We start from the raw sequence: 20,214 nt of genomic DNA, 5'->3' as shown, positions 1-20,214 counted from the left end.
GGGCTATATTTTTGGCGAACTATCCTTGGGATGTAAAATACGAGTTAATAGATCGACCGCATCTGGTCCATTCAAACGTTTAGGTATCAAAGACCCTTCAACGGGCTCATCTGCTGGCCGAATGCCGTTGAACGTCAAATTAGCCAAACCCGATTGGAGAACTGCGTTAATCAGTTCACGATCTTGAGCAGAGATACTTTTATCAAAGTGGCGTGCTGCGAGGCCTGCCAATACATCACACAGTTGGATAGCGTAACTGTTTTCAGAATTTATCGGCGTTGTTTGTGTTACGCGTAGAGGAAACTGGACACTTGTACCATCTCCCAAAGGGTGCAAGTAGGGTTCTACGTCGCTATTTGTCACTTGCTCCCATACTTCCTTTTGCCTGAAGAAATTTGCAGAAGCATCGTGGACGATCTCGAAGTCTTCAGGATGGCGCTGTCTCCAGAAAGCGACACTGGCAAGCATGCTGGTAAAGTGGAGTTCATTAGAACCTTTGAAGGCATCTAGACTATGAAACTTCTCGAAGAGCAATGCGCCTAAATGCATTTGCTCAAAGAATGGCTTTACATCATCGTTCACGCTTGTAGCCATGATGCCGAGCATTGATTGCAAGTCTTGGAGCGCCTTTGGCGTTGGGTTGCGGCTAAAAGTTTGATACGCGTTGAGTAAGGTCTCGTAGAGTTCGGGCGGCGCAAAATAGGTCAGGCCTACGTGAATATGATTGCTATATTTCCAGGCAAAGCCATCTGCGTAGAAATCATAACCGCTGTCAGTTAGAAGTGGCTCAATAAGGAAGTCGACCACTTTGGTAAGAACCGCAAAGCGCTTATCAATCATCCAAGTGAATATCTGATCTTCATACTCTTTTAATTGACCTGCGAGGTCTATAAGTCGTCGCTTGCTTCCTGAGCGCCAAATGTTGGCAAACTTAAATTCAGCTGCTTGATAGTTGGGAAATGATGTTCGGAGCATCTTTTCTGACGACTCAGAGTCGATGCTAGTGCTGGAGATGACGAAAATTGGCTGGTTGGGATCTAGTAGATTTGATCCCGTAAAACCAGATTCATCAAAGTACAGTGTTTTGGAAGGCATATGAAAAATCCTTAGATAATTCATAATTTATTCGTATTAGTCGTATATCAGAAAGCCGAAACGAGTACGACAAACGAATACGCCGGGGACTCGCCACCAGCTCGAGGTTTTCCTGGTTGATGGAGCGGCGCGCGGCGTGGCGTGTCTTGGGCCAGGAATCGGGAAAGAACAGGAAGAACCGGTCGAGCGAGGCGGGACTGAGGGCTGCCAGAAGTCGCGCGCGTCCTCCGCCTATGAGATCTTCACGCCCCCGCCCAAGGGGATCGAATGGCGCTAGGCGGCGTGACGCCCTTATTTTAATGTAGGCTCGTAATCTTGTTGTTCTTTAGGCCGTAGGGTGCCTTCAGGCAGATTGCAGAACGCTTCGATCCACTTGGGGCTGAGTGACAAGTCGTCAGCAATTTCGTCTGGTGCCTTTCGCCCACTTTCAAAGATCAATTCAAGAGCTCGACGTAACAGTCGTGGTTGTTCTATCGATATAGAGTTGGGATTGTCTAACGGCTCTCGCCGTCGCCACTTACGGAACGATATTTGCTTGTAAAGATTGAGCGCTTGATCGTCGTCTATGATGTCGAGGTCTTTGCATCTATAGACCATGGCTTGAATAGAAACTTTCCATCGTTCTTTAAGCGGAACGAAAGCGTCGAGCTTAGTAGTATAGATTTCATTTGGGAACGTTGCCTTTGGCAACAAAAATGCCCCTGCGAATCGATTTGCTTCGCTTTCTATAATTTTTAAACGGCTCTTATCTTCGATTTCGGCTTGTTCGACCCATCTGTGAAGAATTAAGTGCCCGAGTTCATGTGCGATATCATATCGCAACCTAACACTCGCCTCTTTCTCAGATGCAATGAAGATGAACGGACGAGACGCGTTCCAAAATGAAAATGCTTCAATGTTTTCATTCTCAAGTTCATATCGACCAATAGCTATCCCTTTGCTTTCCAGCAAAGCGGTTACATTGGAAATTGGACCTGCGCCTAGTCCCCAGAGTCGACGAATCTGTACGGCAATAGATTCAATTTCTTCTGAGGAGTATGTTCCATCAGATTCGTTAGGTTCGCATTCCAATAAACTTACTGCGGGATAGTTGACGAAGTTATCAATGTACTTAGCTGTCTGTACGAACCAATTGCTTAAGACGGCACAAGCTTCATTTCTACGAACAGTATCTGGTCCAAACTTTCGATAAAACCGAGTTGAAGACTCTCCAAAGAGAGGCCTGTCTTCAGTTGTAAAGTATGCGGTAGGTTGATTGAGAGCGTTTGCAATTCGTTGAAACGTTGCAGGCTCAGGTGTTTTATCACCTCTCTCATAAGCCGATACTGACTGACGAGTTACGCCAACTAACTCTCCAAGTTCGCCCTGAGAAAGGCGCGCGACCTTTCGTGCGTCTCGAAGTTTAGATGGAATCAGAAGCCGCCCGACGCTGTTGGCGCGGGCGGCTCCAGGGAATGGTACTACTGTATTGTTATACGGCATTGTCTCTACGCCACTTGTCGATTTCTTCTTTCAACTCCAGCACGGCTTCAATATCCGTGTCTTCCACCGGAGTCTCTGGTTCCAAGACAGCATGCGGCATGGTCATTAAATTTTTACTTCTGTAATGAAACCCGCTTTGATGCTCTCCCTTTGGCATGGCTAAATGCGCAAAGCTCAGCATCTGATGACCATGCAGGAGCAACACATGAGGCACACCGATCGGTTCGTCTTCAATCGGGTTCGGTAAGCCGTGCAGCCACCCTTGACCGCTCAGCCTTTTGTTCGCTCGGAAAGCTACATCTCTCGGCTGTTTTGTCGGGTCGGCAACTTGGCTGATCGTGACAACGCTATGGGAGGGCAGGATTTCAAGATACCTGCCTGTGGGGCGCTCAAATTCCCGCCACCGGAAATCAAAAGGCCACTTTCCCGACTGCACAAGTCGTTGGAAAGCCAAGTCAACGCTCCACTGGATAATGCGACCGCGATTATCGACGGCGCTCGGGACGTTGAAGATAGGCTCGTCTTTTACCGCAGCAGCGGCGGCATCGTAAGCGGTTTTCAACGTAGTAGGCACCATTGACCGCAATGCGAGCGGTATCTGATCCAGCAAAAATGCTTCCGCGTGTTCCAATGAACGCCTCCCGAGAAAACAAGAATAGCACCCATTTACGAAAAATATGTGTTTTTGTCAACCAAATGACTCAAAGCCTTGAATAAATGAAGTAATGCGGGGTCCGGCCTTGGGCGATGGCCTTCTGTTCATAGCGCGAGGCTGGCCAGTCGGCGGGGCGTACCAGCCAATCCGAGGCGCGCTCGGCGCGCCAGATGAAATCCTTGCGCCGGCTCATATGCATCATGGTCCAGGCGACATAGGTGGGATCGTCGCTGCCGACGCGGAATTCGGCGCCGGGCTTCAGCAGGGCGGCGACGCGGTCGAGATTTTCCTGGTTGATGAAGCGGCGCGGAGCGTGGCGCGATTTGGGCCAGGGATCGGGGAAGAGCAGGAAGAGGCGATCAAGGGATCGCGGTTTCAGGGCGGCGAGAAGATCGCGCGCATCCTCGGCATAAAGGCGCACATTGTCGAGCTTCTGCGCATCGATATGCGCAAGTCCCGAGGCGATGCCGTTGATGAAGATCTCGCAGCCGATATAGCCGATGCCCGGGTGTGCTGCTGCTTGCGCCGCCATATGCTCGCCGCCGCCGAAGCCGATCTCCAGCCAGATTTCTTGTCTGTCCTGAAAGAGCGACGCGGGATCGATCGCGCTCCCATCGAGACGGATGGCAAGACGCGGCAGCAGATCCTCGATCAGCCGCTTGCGGCTGTCGCGCAAGGGACGCCCCTGACGGCGGCCATAAAATTTTCGCCGCGGCGCCGTTTCATCGGGCGCCGCGGCGTGTTTGTCGGTCATCACCGGGCCGGAATTAGCTGAGGGCTGCCTGCAGGCCGGCGACCAGATCCAGCTTCTCCCAGGAGAAACCGCCATCGGCTTCCGGCTCGCGGCCGAAATGGCCATAGGCGGCGGTGCGGGCATAAATCGGCTTGTTGAGGCCGAGATGCTTGCGGATGCCGCGCGGGCTGAGATCCATCAACTCGCTCAGCGCCTTCACGATCTTTTCCTCGTCGACCGTGCCGGTGCCATAGGTGTTCACATAGACCGAGAGCGGCTTCGAGACGCCGATCGCATAGGCGACCTGGATGGCGCATTTATCGGCAAAACCGGCGGCAACCACGTTCTTGGCGAGATAGCGCGCGGCATAGGCGGCCGAGCGGTCGACCTTGGTCGGATCCTTGCCGCTGAACGCGCCGCCGCCATGGGGGGCCGCACCGCCGTAAGTGTCGACGATGATCTTGCGGCCGGTGAGGCCGGTATCGCCGTCCGGGCCGCCGATCACGAACTTGCCGGTCGGGTTGACGTAGAATTCCTCTTCCTTCGGGAACCAGCCCTTGGGGAGGACTTGCTCGACGAAGGGGCGCACCAATTCGCGCACTGCCTTCTGGTCGAGGTCTTCGGTGTGCTGGGTGGAGACAACGACCGAGGTCGCCTTCACCGGCTTGCCGTTTTCATAAGCCAGGGTCACCTGGCTCTTCGCGTCGGGACCGAAGCCCTTCACCTTGCCGCTGTGGCGGGCATCGGCCATCAGCTTCAGGATCTGGTGGGAATATTGCAGCGGCGCCGGCATCAGGACCGGCGTCTCCTTGCAGGCATAACCGAACATGATGCCCTGATCGCCAGCGCCTTCATCCTTGTTGCCGGCTGCGTCCACGCCCTGAGCGATATGGGCGGATTGCGCATGCACATAGCAATCGATGCTGGCGGTCTTCCAGTGGAAGCCTTCCTGCTCGTAGCCGATATCCTTGATGGCGGCGCGCGCCGTCTCGATCAGCTTCTCATGCGTGATCGAGGCAGGGCCGCGGACTTCGCCGGCCAGGACCACCTTGTTGGTGGTGGCGAGGGTTTCGCAGGCGACGCGGGCTTCCGGCTCGGCGCCCAGATAAAGATCGACGATGCTGTCGGAGATCCGGTCGCAGACCTTGTCCGGATGGCCTTCGGACACGCTTTCGCTGGTGAAAAGATAGGAGGAATTGGACACGAAATGGGTTCCCGCAATTAAGGTTCGACGAGTTCACTCGGCCTAGATCGGCAGGCCTAGTAGGGTGGCTCAAGCGGGTGGGGTGATGTGCTCATCGGGGGGCAGGACGCCCCGCAACGACTCCATAAAAAATCCCGGCCGCAGCGCGGCCGGGATCATGGTTGAGCGGGATTCGCGGGTCAAGCGCGTTTTAGGCGCGGCCCCCGACCCCGGAAGGGGTGGTTAACGGGCCTCAATCCTCTTCGCCACCGGCACTTTTGGCCAGGGTCTTGGTCAATTCGAAGATGCGCTTCCGGACCGAAGCCTGGGGAATCTTGTAATAGGCACGGACCAGTTCCAGGGTCTCTCGCTTGGCCATCGGATCGGGCTCGTAATCGACCGCCGGGGGAGTGGCGACACCCATCAGCTTCGAGGGGCTCTTTTCCTGGACGCTGTTGGGCATGTCTTCGAAGAAGTAGGAAATCGGCACGTCAAGGACGCGGCCGAGATCGAAGAGGCGGCTGGAACCCACGCGGTTGGCGCCGCGCTCGTATTTCTGCACCTGCTGGAAGGTCAGGCCGATCGCCTCGCCCAGCTTCTCCTGGCTCATGCCAAGCAGCGTACGCCGCAGCCGGATTCTCTGGCCGACATGGACGTCGATCGGATTGGGGAATCCTTTGCTGGCCATGCGGCCGGATGACTTGCGCCCTTTGACGGCGCCTTGCTTGGTACCCTTAGCCATAAAATCTTCTCCTCACGATCCACCCGCTGAGGGTGGCAGGTGGCGATGCCACAATTTTGGCGGCCCGATCAGTTGCCGCGCGTCGGAATGATACATTCCGCAACGTCCGTTCAAGTGATCGGCCCTACTTCTCACATGGTCAGAGGTCGGTCAATCGCCTCGTCCATAAGCTGTATACAACCGCGCCACTTGTCAACAACTGAGGCGTGAGAAAGTTATCACCTTTGCGCGATGGCGCGACCCAGCAGAAGTGGAATGATACCAATAGTTACAAGAGCGACGGCCCACCAAATCCCCCAGCGCGCGAATGGTGTGGGGGGCAGCGCAACTGGCAATAAACCATCCAGCACAGCTTCGGTTCCCAGCGCCGATATGGATTCGATGCGTCCATAGGAATCGATAATGCCGGATATGCCGGTATTGGCGGCGCGGATCAGGGGCAGGCCTTCTTCGACGGCGCGGAAGCGCGAGGCAGTGAAATGCTGATAGGGGCCGGGGCTCATGCCGAACCAGCCATCATTGGTGACGTTGACAAGCCATTGCGGGCGATGGCTTTCATCCGTTACCGCACCGGGAAAGATGACCTCGTAGCAGATCAGCGGTCCCGCATCCGGGGCACCCGGCACAGCCACCGTCTGGGGACCCGGTGCTGCCGAAAAATCCATTTTACCCGGCGTCAGCTTGTTGATGAAAGGAAAGTAGTCCCGCAAGGGGACATATTCGCCGAGCGGCACCAGATGGGCCTTGTCGGCATGAGCGGTCACCTCGCCGGCGCCGTTCATGACGGCGAGCGAGTTCCAGATCTCGTCGAGATCGCCGCTTTGAGGCCAACCACGGATTGTACCGGTGAGAAGGGCGCCGCCCGGCGGCACCGCGCTTGCGATAAACTGTCGCAGGTCGGGTTCGCGGTCGAGCAGGAAGTTCGCGGCCGATTCGGGCCAGATCACATGGGTCGTTTCGGTGAAACCCGGCGTGCCGCGCGTCAGCGCCACGTGTTTTTCCAGATGCTGAATGCCGAAGCCACCCTGCATCTTCTCGGCCTGCGAGATATTGGCCTGGACGATGCGCAGGCGCACATCCGGGACATGTGCGTTGGCAGCGCCGTCAAGACGCCAGGCACCGCCCAGCCACAAAGCCGCCAGCAAGGCGAGACCGCCGGACAAGACGCGGAGATGTCGTCGCTGGATACTGCCGCCAAGCATGGCGGGCAGGGTGAAGATGAGCACCGTTACAAAGCTCAGACCCCAGGCCCCCCAGAGCGCGGCCGATTGCATCATCGCGGGGCTGACTTCCCAGACATAGCCGACGAGATTCCAGGGATAGCCGGTCAAGACATGGCCGCGCAGCCATTCGCCGATGGTGAAGAGCGAGGCGAAGCCGAGGATCCGGATAAGGCCGAGATCGTCCTTGCGCCAGAGGACGGCCCCCACCAGGCCCGGATAGAGCGCCAGGAAGGCGGCGAGGCCACCGATGATCGGGGGAATCATCCAACCGAATTTCGGCGCATCGATCAGGAAGGAATTGGCGATCCAGAAATTGCCGGCGGCGAATTGGCCGAAGCCCCAAACCCACGCAATGGCAAAGGCGCCGCGGCGCGAAGACGATCCCTGGATGAGCCAGAAGAGGGCGACGAGGGAGATGAGCATCGCCGGGACGGCATGGACCGGCGCGAAGGCGGCAGCACCTAGGGCCCCCAGCAGAACGGCCACGCCACGCCGCCGCCAGGGAGAGAGCGCCCCGAGACGGGCGTAGCAAACAGGCAGCCAATGCACGATGAGGTCAGTCCTTGTCCTGCGGCTTGGGTGCCGGAATTTCCCGGACGCGCAAGCGCTTGATGCGCCGGGGATCGGCGTCCAGCACTTCGAACACGATGCCGGAAGAATGCGTCACCAATTCGCCGCGTGTCGGCACGCGGTCGGTCAGCGACATGACCAGGCCGCCCAAGGTGTCGATATCGGCCTCGCGTTCGTCATCGGTCAGCACGGGACCGACCTTTTCCTCGAAGGCCTCGATCGTGGTGCGCGCATCGGCAAGCAATGTGCCGTCCGGGCGGCTCACCAGATGCGGGCCTTTGACGATGTCGTGTTCGTCCTCGATCTCGCCGATGATTTCCTCGACCAGATCCTCGATCGTGACCAGGCCGTCGATGCCGCCATATTCGTCGACCACCAGCGCCATATGAGCGCGGTTCTGGCGCATCTGCACCAGGAGATCGAGCACGCGGATCGAGGGCGAGATGAACATCGGTTCGCGCAGGATCCGCTTCAACTGGAAGGAATCTGGATCGGTGAAGGCGGTGAGCACGTCCTTCACATGGACGATGCCGATGATGTCGTCGAGATCCTCGCCATAGATCGGCACGCGCGAATGGCCGAATTCGCGCACCGTCTGCAGCAGGCCCTTGAGGTCCACCTTCTCGGGCAAAGCGCGGATATCGGCGCGCGGCACCATCACGTCATAGGCGGTGAGATCGCCCAGCTTGAGGACGTTGAGGAGAAGGGAGGATTCGTTGGAATCGAGCGGGGTGTCGCCGTCATCGCCGGCTTCCGATTCTTCGATCAGTTCCTCGATGGCGTCGCGCAGGGCGCTTTCGCTGCTGGCCTTGCGGCGGAACATCTTGAGGAGGTTCTTGAAACCCAGGCGCGGCTTGCCATTTTCCTCGGCCGCGCCGCTTCTAGACGGTATGTCGCTCATCTCTCTTCCAGTGGTCCCAAAGGGGCAGTTATGACAAATAGGGATCCGGCCAGCCGAGTCCGGCCAGCACGTCGCGCTCCAGGTCTTCCATCCGGCGCGCATCCGTGGCGCGTTCATGGTCGAAGCCCAGCAAATGTAGCACACCATGCACAACCAGATGCGAGTAGTGCTGTTTCAACGTCTTGCGCTGTTCCCGCGCCTCGGATTTCAATGTTTCCAGGGCCAGGACGACATCCCCCAGATGGCAAGGCATCCCGGCCGGCAATGTATGGGGCGACGGCTGGGAATCAAGGGCCGCGAAGGAAAGCACGTTGGTCGGCTTGTCCTTGCCGCGGTAATCGCGGTTGAGAACCTGGACATCGGCGTCGCCGCTCAGCACCAGACTGAGTTCCAGCGCCTCGCGGCCTGCCAGAACCGGCACCTTGCCCAGTTGCGTGGCAAGGCCCGCTTTAATCGTCCGCCGCGCCGCCTGCCGACCGATCTTGGCGGCTTCGGGGAGCGCCTTCTTCCAGCCGGCCTTTTCGATTCCGACGGCGATACGGATACTGGGACTCACGTCCCGCTGCGGGGGGCGTTCTCCCGGCCTCCCGGTTCCTTGCCAATATCCTTGGCCGCCTTCGATTGCTTGCGGTCGCGGGAATCATAGGCACCGACGATGCGCGCTACCAGCGGATGGCGCACGACGTCGACTTCGTTGAAGCGGGCGATGCCGATCTCGGGAATGTGCTCGACCGCGTCCAGCGCATCCTTGAGGCCGGATTTGGTGCCGGTCGGGAGATCGATCTGCGAGAGATCGCCGGTCACCGCCATGCGCGAGCCTTCGCCGAGGCGAGTGAGGAACATCTTCATCTGCATCGGCGTGGTGTTCTGGGCTTCATCGAGGATGACATAAGAATGAGCGAGCGTGCGGCCGCGCATGAAGGCGAGTGGGGCCACCTCGATCTCGCCCGAGGTCATGCGCTTCACCACTTGATCGGCGGGCAGCATGTCGTTCAAGGCATCGTAGAGCGGGCGCAGATAGGGATCGACCTTCTCGCGCATGTCGCCGGGCAGGAAGCCCAGGCGCTCGCCGGCTTCCACCGCCGGGCGCGACAGGATGATGCGATCGACGGCGCCCTTGGTCAGCATGGCGACGGCGACGGCGACGGCGAGATAGGTCTTGCCGGTACCGGCCGGCCCCAGGCCGAACACCAATTCCTTTTCATGCAGCATGCGCATGTATTTCGCCTGCATGGCCGAGCGCGGCGTGATGTGGCGCCGCGCCGTGCGGATGGCGGTGCCGTCCTTCGAGCCGTCGAACAGATTGGGTTCCATGCCTTCATCGGCTCGCGCCAGACGGAGGGCCGCGTCGACTTCGCCACGATCCACTTCAAGCCCCCGTTTCAGCCGTTGATAAAGGTTGGTCATTACCTGTTTGGCGGTCGCGACCGCGTCCGGCTCGCCGGAGATCGCGAGCTGGTTGCCGCGCGAAACCATAGAGATGCCGAGTTCCTGCTCGATGCGGGCCAGATTCTGGTCATGCTGGCCGAAGAGCTGCGGCAATAATCGGTTGTCTTCGAATTGCAGGTGCAAGGGCGGGGCGATCGGGGCGAGGGGAGTGGCACTCACGCGATGGCTCTCTCCGGTTGGCGACTCGCGGCGTGGCCCGCCGCTGGCATCCCGCCCAAACTATAATGCTTGAGCTCGGTGATCTCGATCTCGATTTCCTGACCGATCGTCTCGGCCGGCAGATAGGCATGGACCGGCTGAAGATAGGGCGATTTGCCCATCATCTGCCCGCTATGCTTGCCCGCGCGCTCGATGAGGACCGGTACATGCCGGCCGATCGTGGCGCGGTTGAAGGCGACGAGCTGGGCTTCGAGCAGCGCCTGGATTTCCTGGAGCCGCGCATCCATGACGGCTTCGGGCACCTGAAGCTCCAGCATGGCCGCCGGGGTGCCGGGGCGCGGCGAGTATTTGAAGCTGAAGCTCTGGGCGAAGCCGATCTCTTCGATAAGCTTCACCGTCGCCTTGTGATCGGCATCGCTTTCGCCGGGGAAGCCGATGATGAAATCCGAGGAGAGGGCGAGATCTGGACGCAGATGCCGCAGCTTCTCGATGATGCGGCGGAAGTGGTCGCCCGTGTGCTGCCGGTTCATCGCCTCGAGAATCCGGTCCGAACCCGATTGCACGGGCAAATGCAGGAACGGCATCAATTGTGGCAGATCGCCATGGGCGGCGATGAGGTCGTCGTCCATGTCGCGCGGATGCGAGGTCGTGTAGCGGATGCGCGAGAGATCGGGGATCTTGTCGGCAAGATACCGCACCAGGCGCGCCAGGCCCCAGGTGGCGCCGTCGATGCCTTCGCCGTGATAGGCGTTGACGTTCTGGCCCAGCAGCGTGATTTCGCGCGCACCCTGTGCCACCAGGCGCTTTGCCTCGGTGACGATCTGTGAAACCGGGCGCGAAAATTCGGCGCCACGCGTATAGGGCACGACGCAGAAGGTACAGAATTTGTCACAGCCTTCCTGGATGGCGAGAAAGGCGGTCACCCCTTGCGGTGCCGCGGCCTCGGGCAGGAAGTCGAATTTCGATTCGGCCGGGAATTCGGTATCGAGCATGCCGGCGCCCTTAAAGGGCTTCCCCTGATTACCGAGCCTCTCATCCCGCGCCCGGGTCGCGCGCGCTACCATTTCCGGCAGGCGGTGATAGGTCTGCGGCCCCAGGACGATGTCGATATCGGGTACCCGGCGCATGATCTCGGCGCCCTCGGCCTGGGCAACGCAGCCGGCCACCGCGATGATCGTGTCGCGGCCTTCCGCTTGGCGCTGGACGCGCTGGGCACGCAGGCGGCCCAATTCGCTGAAGGTCTTTTCCGAGGCCTTCTCGCGGATATGGCAGGTATTGAGGATGACCATGTCGGCATCCGACGGGTCTTCCGTCATGCCATAGCCAAGCGGCGCCAGGAGATCCGCCATGCGGGCGGAATCATAGACGTTCATCTGGCAGCCATAGGTCTTGATGAAGAGCTTTTTGGCCAAGGTCCGTGCTGTTCCTCTAACCCTCGGCGGCGCTCGAAATCGGGCAGATTTGCTTCATAAAGTTAAGGATACCACGCCACCTGGGGCTGGTGTAGCGCATTCCGGCGCCTTGGGCAATCTGGGTTATGGTATTGAAATAAATGTGAAATATGTTCCCGGGGCACGCTTGTCCGCGCGGTGGAATCGGGGTGAATTGCACGTCTTCCGGCCCCTCGCTACTCTCCGCGCCATCATGACAGACAATATTCCTTTCCTGCCCGCCCCCAAAGTCGACGCGCTGCTCGACTATCCGGGTCTCGTCGATGCGCTACGCGCCGCCTTCGCCGGTCATTGGACCGTTCCGGTCCGACATCATCACAGCATCCCCATGCCGGGGAATGAGGGGGACCAGACCCTCCTGCTGATGCCGGCCTGGGATGCGGGCAAGGCGGTCGGTATCAAGGTCGTCACGGTGACGCCGGGGAACGGCGCCCGCAACCTGCCCGCCGTCCAGGGCCTTTATCTGCTGCTGGATGGCCTTACCGGCGAACCCAAGGCGCTCATCGACGGCAAGGCGCTCACGGTGCGCCGCACGGCGGCGGCTTCGGCACTGGCGGCCAGCTATTGCGCGCGGCCCGATGCCAAAACGCATCTCATGATCGGCGCGGGGGCCTTGAGCCGCCCGCTCATCGAGGCGCACCGCGCGGTCCGGCCGATCACGCGGACGTTGCTCTGGGCGCGGGACATCAGGAAAGCCCAGGCGCAGGCCGCCAGCCTTGCCGCCGCCGGCATCGAGGTCGAGGTGGCGCCGGAACTGGAGACCGCCGTGAAAGCAGCCGACATCATCAGCACGGGGACATTGTCGCAGGAGCCGCTGGTGAAGGGTGTCTGGCTCAAGCCCGGCCAGCATCTCGATCTGGTCGGTGCCTTCACGCCCGAGATGCGCGAGAGCGATGACGAGGCCGTGCGCCGCGCCACGATCTTCGTCGACACCCGCGAGGGGGCCTTGAAGGAAGCGGGCGATATCGTGCTTGCGGTGAAATCTGGCGCCCTCTTGCCGGAGCGGATCGCCGCCGATCTTCACAATCTCGCGCGCGGCCAGCACAAGGGGCGGCAATCGGCCGATGAGATCACACTGTTCAAATCCGTTGGCACGGCGCTCGAGGACCTTGCCGCTGCAAGGTTGCTGATGGAGCGGGCCGGCTGAAAATCCCTTGCCGTGACGTTCGGGCAACCCTTCCTTAAGGTTCCGCAGGCACACTGCTTTTTCGACGATAGGGTGGTTGCCAGGATGGCCGGGATCGCGGTTACTGTCGCGGTTCCATAACGGGCGCGGAAAGGGCATATGCGGTATCTGACGCGGCATTGGCGCGGCGAGCTCTCGCTCGGCATCAGTTTCTGGCTCAACGGTCTTTGCCTGCTGGTCGCGTTCGCCGCTCTGGTGAACGCCGCCGCGCCCCATGCCAACCGCCTCCCCGGTGCCTATAACGCCGCGATCTTCGCCGCGGCTGTCATGTTCCTGTCGACGCTGCTGGTCCTGTGGCAGACAATCGGCATCTGGCGAGCGGCGTCGCGCCATCGCGTCCCCCGCTGGCGCAATGTGGTCCGTGGCCTTTTGGTGCTTCTCCTGCTGGGACAATCGACGTCGCTGGCCCTGATCCAGTTTCCGGCGCTGCAGGAAGGCATCGCTCTGGGCCGTGTGCTCGATCAGATCGGCCAATGGCGCATCGCCTTGCGCAATAACGGCCACGATATCGAAATCACCGGCGGCGTCGGCGCCGGCGTCGCCGAGGATTTCGCGCGCGCTCTTGCCCGCGCGCCGGAAGCACGGCTGGTGCATCTCAATCTGCAGCATGGCGGTTTGATCTCGGAGGCCCTGCGCATCGCCGACCAGATCCGCGCGCGCAACCTCGACACCTATACCAGCGACCGCTGCGTGAGTGCCTGCACCGTGATCTACCTTGCCGGCGAAAACCGTTTCCTGCGCAGCGATGCGCATCTGGGCTTTCACGCTTACGTGGCGCCGGGCGATACCCGCAGCCAGTCGGTGCAGGGCGATATCCTGAAGGCGGCGGGCGTGGCGCCGGATTTCATCACCCGCGCCATGAAGACACCCCATGACGAAATCTGGTATCCGAGTGCGGATGAATTGGTCGCGGCTGCGGTGGTGACCGAGATCGTCGATGGCGGCGATCTAGCGGCCTCCGGCTTTGGCGGCGAGGCGATGAGCGACGGCGAGCTCACGGCGGAACTGACCGAGATCCGCCTCTTCGACGTGCTCCATAAGCGCGAGCCCGGTGCCTTCCAGGAAGTTCTCGGCATCACCCGCAAGGTCGTCAATGCCGGCCAGCCGATCAACGCGGCGCGCGGCCTTATGGCGCCGGTCCTGGAACGCTTACGCGACAAATATCTGCGTTATGCCGACGACCATGCGGTCAATGGCCTCTATCACTACATGATCGGCCAGGCGAGCGAGATCGCCGCCGCCGACGGGGCACTCTGCTACCGGCATCTGATGAATCCGATGGCGAGTTCGGAAGACAGCGCCCGCATCCGCTCGATCCTCGGCGCCAAGGTGGGCACCAGCGAGCTCGATGCCATCGCCAATCTGATCGCCAGCGCCGATCCTCGGCGCAGCCAGCCGGTGGCGGACGAATTGAAGCCGCTGACCCAGCAGGTGATCCGGCAGGTGGCCTCGCGCTACGGCCAGCAGGAATTCACCTCGACCTTCAACGGTTCCATCGCCGATCCCAAACAGGGCTGCGCCATCGTGCTGGATTTCTTCCAGACCATCCTCGCCATGCCTCCCGATGCCAGCGCCAAGATATTGCGCAGCTTTGCGCGGGCCGGGTGATATCTACCTTCCCGACCAGGCCGAGTGCCGGCGTGGCAAGGCGCGCATGGAAAGCACGAGCCCCACAACGGAAAGAATGACGGCCAGCGCGAAGAGGCCGTCATAGCCGATCCAATCGGCGATGACGCCACTTGCCATCGAGCCCAGCATGAAGACGACCAGTTGGGCCGAGGAGAGCAAAGTGAAATCGGTGCCGGCCTGTTCCTTCACCGCCAATCCCATGAAGACGGTATAGAGCCCGACGATCTCCATATAGCGGATCACCGTATTGAAGAGGGTGATGCCGATCAGGAACCAGGGGAGATTCGGGGCCGCCCAGGCGTAATAGGCAAAGCCGATGAAGCAGAGTGTCCGCGCAATCCCCAAGCCATAGACGAAGCGCCAGAGGCCGGTGATGCGGATGATCAGTGCGGCGAGGCCCGAGCCCAGGAGGCCGACGATGGCGGCCGAGGCGCCGTCGAGAATGCCGATATCCTTGAGGCTGAGGCCGTTATCGATCAGGAACGGATTTTCCATCGCCTTCACGAAACCTTCGCTCAGGCGATAGATGAGGGCGAAGGAAAGCGCCTCCAGGGCACCCGCACGGCGGAAGAAGCGCAGGAGCGAGGGCCGGTCCTCAGGCCTGGCCCAGGCCGGCCGCATATGGCGGTCCTCGCGCATCAGGGGCAGGAAGACGAGCGAGAGCGCACACATGCCGGCGGCGGCCGCGACCGAGACCTGCCAGCCCCGGGCTTCATAGAGGAAGAGAACACAGGAGCCGCCCAGCACCACCCCGGCGGCGGTGCCGGCACCTTGCAGCGCATTCCCGAAGGCGCGCTGGCGGGCGGTGAGATGCGCCACCGCATAGCCGTCGATCGCCACTTCCAGCGTGCCGATGAGAAGCGAGACGGCACTTCCCAGCAGCAGGATCGGGACGGCGCCGACATCGACCGGGCTCATCTGGGTGAGGACCAGGAGGAGGATGACGATGGCGGCCTGCGTTGTCAGGATCCAGGAACGCCGATGCCCGATGGGCAGCAGCACGTACCGGTCGATCCAGGGCGCCCAGAGAAACTTCATCATCCAGGGCAGCATCAGGAGGGCGATGAAGCCGATGGTGGAAAGCGAGACGCCGACCGAGCGGAAGATCGCGGGAATGGCGGCGGCGAAGAGATAGATCGGTATGCTCTGGCCGAGATAGAGCCCGGCCAGGGCCAGCATCAGGCGGCGATCAATGCGGTCAGCGGCATCGTCGGCAATGAGGGCGCTCATCGCGCCGCCGCCAGCACCGCCAGCGCCAAACGTCTTGCCACTTCTTCGCTTGGCGCATGAGCGGCCGGGAAAGGCATCGCCTTTTTGAGCTTGGTATCGTCGATCTCCGCCCAGTCGACATCCGTCTTCACGCGATAGAACTGCCGGCAATAACGCGTGAAATGGTCGCGGTTGTGCTTGAAGATCATGTTGTTCCGGACCTTCGCCTTCTGGCTGAGATGCTCATCGCCCTGCGTCACCAGGATGACGGCATAGGGTTCGCGGGCGTCGGCGAGGCGCTGGATCGAATCGAGGTAAAGCGTTTCATCCTCGACCCGGAACGCTTCGCTGAAGCGCAGGGTGACCAAAGGCCATTCCGACCAATCGCAACTGAACATGGCGGCTGCTCTGTTCTTTCCTAGAAGGTTTTGACGTAGCGCAGGGCAACCGTGCGGCCATAGCCGTTGATCGGGATGTTGCGTGTCGCCGTGGAGGTCGGGTTCTCGTAGGTCTCGTCGAGCAAATTCTCGACCGCGAAGCTGAGATCGCCGCCGAGCAGCGGATAGCTTGCCAGGAGGTTGAAGGTGATCGCATCCTCGAGTTCGAACCGGGTGGTGCCGTCAAAGCGGTCGCGGCCGCTGAAATAGAGCGCTTCGGCGCGCAGGCCGAGATCGAAATCGGTCAGATAATCGACATAGGCGGTGGCGCGGTAAGGCGAGTTGATGCGGTTGTTCGGCAGATAGGCTTCGTAATCGCCGTCATTGTCGCGGTCCTGCTTGCCTTCCTGATAGCCGAAGGCGGCACCCACACGCAGCGCATCGGTGACATTCCAGGCGGCGGTCACTTCGGCGCCCCAGATCTGTTCGGGCTGCTGCGTGAGGGTATTGGCATTGGGGTCGTAGGTGGTCCCCCAATCGGATTCGTTATAGAAGCCGGTGACCGAGCCGGAGAAATCGCCCCAGTCGCCGCGCAAGCCCAGTTCGTAATTGTCGACCTTGGCGGCGCGCGGCTTGAAGACGCTCCAATCCGAAGGCAGGCCGCCGATGCCCGAGCGGCGCGTGAAGCCACCGAGATCGGGTGTCGAGAAACCCTGCGAGAAGCCGGCGAAGAGATCGACCTCCTCGGTCACGTGAAAGACCGCGCCGGCATTGAACAGGATTTCGTCATAGGTGTAATCGGCACCCGTGATATCGGCGCCGGGGAAGGGAAAGACCACGCCGCCGATGAGGGCGGCCGCGTCGGGCCGCCGGAAATCATCGGCGCTCAAATCGTAATATTCATAGCGCACGCCGCCCGAGAGGGTGAGCCAATCGAAGGCCGGCGCCTTCACCTGGGCGAAGGCCGCCGCGCCATGCTGGTCCATCGGCGCGATGATCTCGCGCCCGTCCTGCAGGCTCTGGGACGTTTCGTCATAGGTGTAATCGAAGCCCCAAGTCAGCACCATGCCGTCGAGCGCAAAATCCAGCGGCGAATTGACCGTGGCGGTGAGACCCACCTGCTCGACATAGAGGCTCGCCTGGGCGCTGTCGCATTGCGTGGTGCCGCCGGGGCCGCAGGAATAGACGATGGAATTCGCCTGCGAAATCGGCGCGAAGGCAAAGCGCTTCTCGATGTCGTTGTGAAACACCGCGAGAGAGAGATCGCCGATGCCGATATCGTCATTGGTATAACGCAAGGTGACATAATTGGAGCGTTCGGTGACAGGCTCGCCGGTATAATTCGAATCGGTATCGACGCTCGCCGGATCGGTCGAATAATCGGTGAAGAAATCGGGCTTCTGCGTGTACCAGATGACATCTGCCGCCGCTTCCAGGCGCTGGCCGTCGAAATCGCGGCCGATCTTGGCATTGAGTGTGTAATCGTCGGCATTGTCGCGACCGCCCTGGCCGATTTCGGGGTCGGAGGGCATCAGATTGCCGGCGCCGTCATAGCTGTCCTGCGTCCAGGTGCCGGTGGCGGTAAGGGCATAATCGATGAAGCCGGCATCGCCCGTGACCGTGACCGAGGTTTCGGGCGCGATCGAATCGCCGACATCCTCGGTGAAGGCGCGGAGGCCCGTAGCGATCGTCACCTGCGGTCCGCCCGGGGTCGCTTTCTTGGTGATGAAATTGATCGTGCCGCCGGTGGCACCCGCGCCATAGATGGCGCTGGGCCCGCTCACCACCTCAATCCGCTCGATCGTGTTGAGATCGATCAGCGAGAGCACGCGCGAGACGTCACGCAAGGGTGTGTCGCGCTTCACCCCATCCACCAGGATAAGGATATCGCGACCGCGCAGATTTTCCGAAGCGCCGGAGATGGTGACGTTTGGCACCGAGAAACCCGGCACGTTCTTGCGCAAGAGATCGGCGGGATTGCTGCTGATCTTCAATTGCTCGGCGATCTCGTCCGCATCGAGGACGATGACCGATCCCGGTGTTTCCGAAATGGTCTGGGTGGTGCGGGTCGCAGTGACTTCGAGGTCCTGGAGTTGCGCGGCGCGACTCTCGAGCGGCAGGACGAAAAGGGTGAAGGTACCCTCCGCCGTGACGCGGTGGCCGAGGCCGGTGCCGGCGAGAAGCGCCGTCAGCGCCTCGTCAGCGCCCATATTGCCGGCAATGGCGGTGGATTGCCTCCCCGTGGCGAGGTCGCTGGCCGCAATCACCTGGATGCCGGCCTGCTGCCCGAAGGCGATGAGGGCGCTGCCCAAGGCTTGTGCCGGGATGTCGAAAGTCGTCGTCGCCTGGGCCAGTTGCGGCTGCCCGATCGGTTCGGCGAAAGCGACCGGCATTGCCAGCAAAGCGGCTGCCAGGGTCGTCGATAGAATCAACGCATCCTTGCGGATCCGCCGCAGGCTCCTCATCCCCATGATCATCCCCATGTCACCCCATTCTAGCGAACGCCTCGCATTCGCATATCCAGGGAAAGACGTTGGGGGTCCCCCGATTTTCACCGGCGACTGAAAATTTTTACGAGGATGCGCCCATCAGCGCCGTGACATAGGGCGTGACGGTCAGCAGGCGCCCGCCTTGCGTCTCGGCCAGCGCACGAAGTGCCTTGGCAGGGTCCTTGAGGTCGAAGACGCCGGTCACCCGTTGTGATGCAAAGGCGGCATCGGGCAGCAAGACGAGTCCCTCGTAATAGCGATCAAGCCGCGCCACCACGTCGGCGATCGGCATGTCGTCGGCGACCAGAAGGCCGCGGCGCCACGCCGCTACCTGTGGTTCCGGCTGGCGCGACCGCATCAGGGCGCCGCCGTCTTCCACGCGCACGGCCTCGCCCGCCGTCAGTGTCACCGATTCATGGGGTCCGCGCACCGCGACCTTGCCGCGTGCCACCGCGATACTCGTTGCGGCCTCGCCAAGATCCACGTCGAAGGCCGTGCCGAGAACTTCGATCTCTGTACTGCCGGCAGTCACGATGAAGGGTCGGGCCGAATCATGGGCGACGTCGAAATAGGCTTCGCCGCGCAGCAAGGTGATCGTGCGGGCCTTGCCGTCGAACCTCACGCTGATTGCACTGTCCGCAGCGAGCGTGATCGTGCTGCCATCGGCAAGCTGCGCTATTTCACGGCCACCCGTCCCGGTCAGATGATCCGCTTGCAGGCGGAAGGAGAGGCCGGGCAGGAAGGCGATCGCCAGCGACGCCGCGACAGCGAGTGCCGCGGCCATTGCGAGCGGGCGACGCCGGCGCGGGAAGGGCCGGATTTCGGCAGCGGGCAATGCCGGGCCGATCCGGCCCGCCATGTCCCAAGCGCGCTCCGCCCGGGCGAAAGCGGTCGCATGAACAGGATCGCGCCCGCACCAGGCCGCGAGTTCGGCGGCGAGGCCGGCATCCGTCGGCCGGGCGCGGCAACGCATCAGCCAATCGGCGGCTTCTTCCAATATCTCGGGGGCGATCGTCACCCGGGCGGTGGGCTGAGCTTGGCCTGGCATGTTCCGGTCACTCGGCTGGGACTGGGCGCGGCCAAAAATCGGCAAGACCGCCATGAGAGACGCGCGGGCGCGTGGCTTTTTCACCCCGGGTCGAAAATTTTTCTGCCTCAGCCGGCATCGTCGTCTCCCAGACGGCTCATGCAGGCAACCAGCGCCTGGCGGACCAGCTTGTGGGCGAAAGTGGTCGAGATACCGAGTTCGCGCGCGATCTGCTGCAGTGTCCAATCCTGGAAGCGGTAGAGCTCGAAAGCGCGCCGGGTCCGCGGCGGCAGATCCTCGATCGCGGCTGCGACCCGCCGCAATTCGTCGCGCTGCACAGCGATGCGCTCCGGATTGGCGGCGAGATCCGGAATCTCGGGGAGAGTGCCGGAATCACCACCGCTGCGCCGTCTTTCCTGGGCGAGACGCCGTGCCACGTCGAGGGCGTGGTTGCGGACGATGCGATAGAGATAGGCCAGAGGCTGCTCGATCGCGGTCGCATCCCTGGCTGCGGAAAACCGCAGATAGGCTTCCTGGACGACGTCCTCGGCATTGGCGCGATTGCCGACGATCGGCACCGCGTAATCCACCAGAGCGGTGCGATTGTCCAGAAACAGCCGCATATGGATGTCCCGCTCGCTCACTTCCCAATCG

General features: G+C 61.0%; 19 protein-coding genes. 2 read left to right on the top strand and 17 right to left on the bottom strand.

Translation table 11 applies throughout. The annotated features are described in order from the left end of the window. Positions 1–3: 3 nt before the first annotated feature. The 12 genes from ACE3PR_RS10990 to miaB form a co-directional block, all read right to left on the bottom strand. The gene (locus ACE3PR_RS10990) at positions 4–1,095 is read right to left on the bottom strand and encodes a DUF3800 domain-containing protein (RefSeq protein WP_374371629.1); all 1,092 of its coding nucleotides are present in this window, start codon (positions 1,093–1,095) and stop codon (positions 4–6) included. After that, entirely contained in the window at positions 1,070–1,306 is a 237-nt protein-coding gene (locus ACE3PR_RS10985; RefSeq protein ID WP_374371681.1) for a hypothetical protein, read from the bottom strand. Before ACE3PR_RS10985 ends, ACE3PR_RS10990 begins: the two co-directional genes overlap by 26 nt. Before the next feature lie 80 nt (positions 1,307–1,386). Further along, a complete protein-coding gene (locus ACE3PR_RS10980) occupies positions 1,387–2,577 on the bottom strand; it encodes a helix-turn-helix domain-containing protein (RefSeq protein ID WP_374371627.1) in 1,191 nt (396 codons plus the stop codon). Beyond that, positions 2,567–3,208 carry a hypothetical protein gene (locus tag ACE3PR_RS10975; protein ID WP_374371625.1) on the bottom strand — a complete coding sequence of 214 codons (642 nt, stop codon included), beginning with the start codon at positions 3,206–3,208 and terminating at the stop codon, positions 2,567–2,569. The genes ACE3PR_RS10980 and ACE3PR_RS10975 overlap by 11 nt, the downstream gene beginning before the upstream one ends. 70 nt (positions 3,209–3,278) lie before the next feature. Further along, on the bottom strand, positions 3,279–3,986 hold the full coding sequence (locus ACE3PR_RS10970) for a tRNA (guanosine(46)-N(7))-methyltransferase TrmB (RefSeq protein WP_374371623.1): 708 nt from the start codon (positions 3,984–3,986) through the stop codon (positions 3,279–3,281). Positions 3,987–3,999: 13 nt separating this feature from the next. Further along, complete coding sequence (gene metK, locus ACE3PR_RS10965; protein WP_374371621.1) at positions 4,000–5,169, bottom strand: methionine adenosyltransferase; 1,170 nt, start codon at positions 5,167–5,169, stop codon at positions 4,000–4,002. Between the two features lie 232 nt (positions 5,170–5,401). After that, on the bottom strand, positions 5,402–5,836 hold the full coding sequence (locus ACE3PR_RS10960) for a helix-turn-helix domain-containing protein (RefSeq protein ID WP_374371679.1): 435 nt from the start codon (positions 5,834–5,836) through the stop codon (positions 5,402–5,404). 272 nt (positions 5,837–6,108) lie between these two features. Beyond that, the gene (lnt, locus tag ACE3PR_RS10955) at positions 6,109–7,599 is read right to left on the bottom strand and encodes an apolipoprotein N-acyltransferase (RefSeq protein WP_374371618.1); all 1,491 of its coding nucleotides are present in this window, start codon (positions 7,597–7,599) and stop codon (positions 6,109–6,111) included. 70 nt (positions 7,600–7,669) lie between these two features. Continuing rightward, positions 7,670–8,584 (bottom strand): hemolysin family protein, encoded by a 915-nt coding sequence (locus ACE3PR_RS10950; protein WP_374371616.1) that lies wholly within the window; start codon positions 8,582–8,584, stop codon positions 7,670–7,672. A 28-nt stretch (positions 8,585–8,612) separates the two neighbouring features. After that, entirely contained in the window at positions 8,613–9,140 is a 528-nt protein-coding gene (ybeY, locus tag ACE3PR_RS10945; RefSeq protein ID WP_374371614.1) for an rRNA maturation RNase YbeY, read from the bottom strand. Continuing rightward, positions 9,137–10,192 carry a PhoH family protein gene (locus ACE3PR_RS10940; RefSeq protein ID WP_374371611.1) on the bottom strand — a complete coding sequence of 352 codons (1,056 nt, stop codon included), beginning with the start codon at positions 10,190–10,192 and terminating at the stop codon, positions 9,137–9,139. Before ACE3PR_RS10940 ends, ybeY begins: the two co-directional genes overlap by 4 nt. Next, the gene (miaB, locus tag ACE3PR_RS10935; RefSeq protein ID WP_374371609.1) at positions 10,189–11,604 is read right to left on the bottom strand and encodes a tRNA (N6-isopentenyl adenosine(37)-C2)-methylthiotransferase MiaB; all 1,416 of its coding nucleotides are present in this window, start codon (positions 11,602–11,604) and stop codon (positions 10,189–10,191) included. The genes ACE3PR_RS10940 and miaB overlap by 4 nt, the downstream gene beginning before the upstream one ends. A 232-nt stretch (positions 11,605–11,836) precedes the next feature. Here miaB and ACE3PR_RS10930 point away from each other — a divergent pair, with 232 nt between their 5' ends. Both ACE3PR_RS10930 and ACE3PR_RS10925 read left to right on the top strand, forming a co-directional pair. Beyond that, positions 11,837–12,790: an ornithine cyclodeaminase family protein gene (locus tag ACE3PR_RS10930; protein ID WP_374371607.1), complete on the top strand. Its 954-nt coding sequence runs from the start codon at positions 11,837–11,839 to the stop codon at positions 12,788–12,790. A 138-nt stretch (positions 12,791–12,928) separates the two neighbouring features. Further along, on the top strand, positions 12,929–14,437 hold the full coding sequence (locus ACE3PR_RS10925) for a hypothetical protein (protein WP_374371605.1): 1,509 nt from the start codon (positions 12,929–12,931) through the stop codon (positions 14,435–14,437). 3 nt (positions 14,438–14,440) lie between these two features. Here ACE3PR_RS10925 and ACE3PR_RS10920 read toward each other — a convergent pair whose 3' ends face one another. The 5 genes from ACE3PR_RS10920 to ACE3PR_RS10900 form a co-directional block, all read right to left on the bottom strand. After that, positions 14,441–15,688 carry an MFS transporter gene (locus tag ACE3PR_RS10920; protein ID WP_374371603.1) on the bottom strand — a complete coding sequence of 416 codons (1,248 nt, stop codon included), beginning with the start codon at positions 15,686–15,688 and terminating at the stop codon, positions 14,441–14,443. Continuing rightward, entirely contained in the window at positions 15,685–16,065 is a 381-nt protein-coding gene (locus tag ACE3PR_RS10915) for a hypothetical protein (RefSeq protein WP_374371601.1), read from the bottom strand. The genes ACE3PR_RS10920 and ACE3PR_RS10915 overlap by 4 nt, the downstream gene beginning before the upstream one ends. A 20-nt stretch (positions 16,066–16,085) precedes the next feature. Further along, positions 16,086–18,515 (bottom strand): TonB-dependent receptor domain-containing protein, encoded by a 2,430-nt coding sequence (locus ACE3PR_RS10910; protein WP_374371599.1) that lies wholly within the window; start codon positions 18,513–18,515, stop codon positions 16,086–16,088. Between the two features lie 100 nt (positions 18,516–18,615). Continuing rightward, complete coding sequence (locus tag ACE3PR_RS10905) at positions 18,616–19,581, bottom strand: FecR domain-containing protein (RefSeq protein WP_374371597.1); 966 nt, start codon at positions 19,579–19,581, stop codon at positions 18,616–18,618. Between the two features lie 107 nt (positions 19,582–19,688). Then, the gene (locus tag ACE3PR_RS10900; protein ID WP_374371595.1) at positions 19,689–20,204 is read right to left on the bottom strand and encodes a sigma-70 family RNA polymerase sigma factor; all 516 of its coding nucleotides are present in this window, start codon (positions 20,202–20,204) and stop codon (positions 19,689–19,691) included. Positions 20,205–20,214 lie beyond the last annotated feature (10 nt).

Source organism: Dongia sp., assembly GCF_041909655.1.
Classification (GTDB): domain Bacteria; phylum Pseudomonadota; class Alphaproteobacteria; order Dongiales; family Dongiaceae; genus Dongia.
The sequence above is the reverse complement of the archived record's forward strand: the minus strand, read 5'-3'. Positions and strand labels throughout refer to the sequence as shown.